The organism is Burkholderia sp. Tr-20390 (assembly GCF_017104595.1).
Lineage (GTDB): Bacteria > Pseudomonadota > Gammaproteobacteria > Burkholderiales > Burkholderiaceae > Burkholderia.
This window is the reverse complement of sequence record NZ_JAAGPC010000357.1, coordinates 1-3,148: the sequence shown is the minus strand read 5'-3', so window position 1 is coordinate 3,148 and position 3,148 is coordinate 1. Positions and strand designations below refer to the sequence as shown.

Sequence of the window (3,148 nt, the reverse complement as noted above, 5' to 3'; positions counted from 1 at the left end):
GAGACAGACTCGTTATAGGGTCAAGCGAACAAGTGCATGTGGTGGATGCCTTGGCGATCACAGGCGATGAAGGACGCGGTAGCCTGCGAAAAGCTACGGGGAGCTGGCAAACAAGCTTTGATCCGTAGATGTCCGAATGGGGAAACCCACTCCTTTTGGAGTATCCATGGCTGAATACATAGGCCATGCGAAGCGAACGCGGTGAACTGAAACATCTAAGTAACCGCAGGAAAAGAAATCAACCGAGATTCCCAAAGTAGTGGCGAGCGAAATGGGATGAGCCTTGCACTCTTTATTTGTATTGTTAGCCGAACGCTCTGGAAAGTGCGGCCATAGCAGGTGATAGCCCTGTAGGCGAAAACAGTATGAAAGAACTAGGTGTGCGACAAGTAGGGCGGGACACGTGAAATCCTGTCTGAAGATGGGGGGACCATCCTCCAAGGCTAAATACTCGTGATCGACCGATAGTGAACCAGTACCGTGAGGGAAAGGCGAAAAGAACCCCGGGAGGGGAGTGAAATAGATCCTGAAACCGCATGCATACAAACAGTCGGAGCCTCGTAAGGGGTGACGGCGTACCTTTTGTATAATGGGTCAGCGACTTACGTTCAGTAGCAAGCTTAACCGTATAGGGCAGGCGTAGCGAAAGCGAGTCCGAATAGGGCGTTCAGTTGCTGGGCGTAGACCCGAAACCAAGTGATCTATCCATGGCCAGGATGAAGGTGCGGTAACACGTACTGGAGGTCCGAACCCACTAACGTTGAAAAGTTAGGGGATGAGCTGTGGATAGGGGTGAAAGGCTAAACAAACTTGGAAATAGCTGGTTCTCTCCGAAAACTATTTAGGTAGTGCCTCGTGTCTCACCTTCGGGGGTAGAGCACTGTCATGGTTGGGGGGTCTATTGCAGATTACCCCGCCATAGCAAACTCCGAATACCGAAGAGTGCAATCACGGGAGACAGACATCGGGTGCTAACGTCCGGTGTCAAGAGGGAAACAACCCAGACCGCCAGCTAAGGTCCCCAAATATAGCTAAGTGGGAAACGAAGTGGGAAGGCTAAAACAGTCAGGAGGTTGGCTTAGAAGCAGCCACCCTTTAAAGAAAGCGTAATAGCTCACTGATCGAGTCGTCCTGCGCGGAAGATGTAACGGGGCTAAGCTATATACCGAAGCTGCGGATGCGTGCTTAGCACGCATGGTAGGAGAGCGTTCTGTAAGCCTGCGAAGGTGTCTCGGAAGGGATGCTGGAGGTATCAGAAGTGCGAATGCTGACATGAGTAGCGATAAAGGGGGTGAAAGGCCCCCTCGCCGTAAGCCCAAGGTTTCCTACGCAACGTTCATCGGCGTAGGGTGAGTCGGCCCCTAAGGCGAGGCAGAAATGCGTAGCTGATGGGAAGCAGGTCAATATTCCTGCACCATTGTTAGATGCGATGGGGGGACGGATCGCGGAAGGTTGTCCGGGTGTTGGAAGTCCCGGTCGCTGCATTGGAGAAGGCGCTTAGGCAAATCCGGGCGCGTAATTCAAGGGTGTGGCGCGAGCTCCTTAGGGAGCGAAGCAATTGGAAGTGGTTCCAAGAAAAGCCTCTAAGCTTCAGTCTAACGATGACCGTACCGCAAACCGACACAGGTGGGCGAGATGAGTATTCTAAGGCGCTTGAGAGAACTCGGGAGAAGGAACTCGGCAAATTGGTACCGTAACTTCGGGATAAGGTACGCCCTTGTAGCTTGATGCGCCTGCGCGCAGAGGGTGAAGGGGTTGCAATAAACTGGTGGCTGCGACTGTTTAATAAAAACACAGCACTCTGCAAACACGAAAGTGGACGTATAGGGTGTGACGCCTGCCCGGTGCCGGAAGATTAAATGATGGGGTGCAAGCTCTTGATTGAAGTCCCGGTAAACGGCGGCCGTAACTATAACGGTCCTAAGGTAGCGAAATTCCTTGTCGGGTAAGTTCCGACCTGCACGAATGGCGTAACGATGGCCACACTGTCTCCTCCCGAGACTCAGCGAAGTTGAAGTGTTTGTGATGATGCAATCTACCCGCGGCTAGACGGAAAGACCCCATGAACCTTTACTGTAGCTTTGCATTGGACTTTGAACCGATCTGTGTAGGATAGGTGGGAGGCTATGAAACCGGAACGCTAGTTTCGGTGGAGCCGTCCTTGAAATACCACCCTGGTTTGTTTGAGGTTCTAACCTTGGCCCGTGATCCGGGTCGGGGACAGTGCATGGTAGGCAGTTTGACTGGGGCGGTCTCCTCCCAAAGCGTAACGGAGGAGTACGAAGGTACGCTAGGTACGGTCGGAAATCGTGCTGATAGTGCAATGGCATAAGCGTGCTTAACTGCGAGACCGACAAGTCGAGCAGGTGCGAAAGCAGGTCATAGTGATCCGGTGGTTCTGTATGGAAGGGCCATCGCTCAACGGATAAAAGGTACTCTGGGGATAACAGGCTGATACCGCCCAAGAGTTCATATCGACGGCGGTGTTTGGCACCTCGATGTCGGCTCATCTCATCCTGGGGCTGTAGCCGGTCCCAAGGGTATGGCTGTTCGCCATTTAAAGAGGTACGTGAGCTGGGTTTAAAACGTCGTGAGACAGTTTGGTCCCTATCTGCCGTGGGCGTTGGATATTTGAAGGGGGCTGCTCCTAGTACGAGAGGACCGGAGTGGACGAACCTCTGGTGTACCGGTTGTCACGCCAGTGGCATCGCCGGGTAGCTATGTTCGGAAGAGATAACCGCTGAAAGCATCTAAGCGGGAAACTCGCCTTAAGATGAGATATCCCTGGGGACTAGATCCCCTTGAAGGGTCGTTCGAGACCAGGACGTTGATAGGTCAGGTGTGTAAGCGCAGTAATGCGTTCAGCTAACTGATACTAATTGCCCGTAAGGCTTGATCCTATAACAAGTCTGTTTCGCGCTACAGAGCGCGTCGGATTGGTTGGATTCTCGTGTGTGATACACACAACTCAAGATTACTGCTTCTTCCCAGATTGGTTGTGCTGCGAAGCCAGCGCAACAACCCTCTTTGCCTGATGACCATAGCGAGTCGGTCCCACCCCTTCCCATCCCGAACAGGACCGTGAAACGACTCTACGCCGATGATAGTGCGGATTCCCGTGTGAAAGTAGGTAATCGTCAGGCTCCCT

General features: G+C 52.8%; 2 rRNA genes. Both read left to right on the top strand.

The window, feature by feature from the left end:
• Positions 1 to 18: 18 nt before the first annotated feature.
• A 23S ribosomal RNA gene (locus tag G3N98_RS38850) occupies positions 19 to 2,900 on the top strand.
• A gap of 130 nt (positions 2,901 to 3,030) precedes the next feature.
• Positions 3,031 to 3,143 (top strand): 5S ribosomal RNA (rrf, locus tag G3N98_RS38845).
• Positions 3,144 to 3,148: the final 5 nt, after the last annotated feature.